This is a genomic window from Deltaproteobacteria bacterium (assembly GCA_005879795.1).
Lineage (GTDB): Bacteria > Desulfobacterota > Binatia > DP-6 > DP-6 > DP-6.
This window is the reverse complement of the sequence record VBKJ01000105.1, coordinates 1-874: the sequence shown is the minus strand read 5'-3', so window position 1 is coordinate 874 and position 874 is coordinate 1. Positions and strand designations below refer to the sequence as shown.

Sequence of the window (874 nt, the reverse complement as noted above, 5' to 3'; positions counted from 1 at the left end):
AGATGCAGGAGATCGCGGGCGCCATCAAGGAGGGCGCGGAGGCGTTCCTCCGCCGGCAGAACGCCACCATCTTGGTGATCGGGCTCGGCGTCGCGGCGATCATTTTCCTGCTCTACACCTTCGTGCGGCCGGTGACGTCGCACGACCCGACGAGCTCCTTCAACATGGCGGTCGCCACCACGCTCGCTTTCTGCTTCGGCGCGCTGTGCTCGGGCGTGGCGAGCTACGTCGGGATGTTCGTCTCGATCCGCGCCAATCTGCGTACGGCTTCCGCGGTACGCACGAGTCTCAACCGCGCGCTTCAGCTCGCGCTCCGCGGCGGCGCCGTGTCGGGCCTCTTCGTGGTCGCCATGAGCCTGCTCGGCGTGGGCGGGCTCTTCGTCCTGCTGCGCGCCTTCGGGGTGGCGGAGGAGAAGATCCCCCTGCTCATCGTCGGCTACGGCTTCGGCGCCAGCCTGGTGGCGCTCTTCGCGCAGCTCGGCGGCGGCATCTACACCAAGGCCGCCGACGTGGGCGCCGACCTGGTGGGCAAGGTCGAGGCCGGCATCCCCGAGGACGACCCGCGCAACCCGGCGGTGATCGCCGACCTGGTGGGTGACAACGTCGGCGACTGCGCCGGCCGCGGCGCCGACCTCTTCGAGTCGACGGCGGCAGAGAACATCGGCGCCATGATCCTCGGCGCGGGGCTGGCCACGGCGGCGGCCAGGACGGACGTCCACTTCGCGAACGGACTGCTCGGCGTCATGCTCTTCCCGCTCGTAGCGCGCGCCTTCGGACTCATCGCCTCGATCGTCGGTGTGATGGCGGTGCGCACCGACGAGGACGAGGATCCCATGAGCGCGCTCAACCGCGGCTACTACATCGCGGCCGTGCT

General features: G+C 69.9%; 1 protein-coding gene. It reads left to right on the top strand.

Annotated features, from left to right (window positions below; genetic code table 11):
* The coding region (locus E6J59_05590; GenBank protein TMB21552.1) for a sodium/proton-translocating pyrophosphatase at positions 1-874 on the top strand (874 nt) is incomplete at both ends.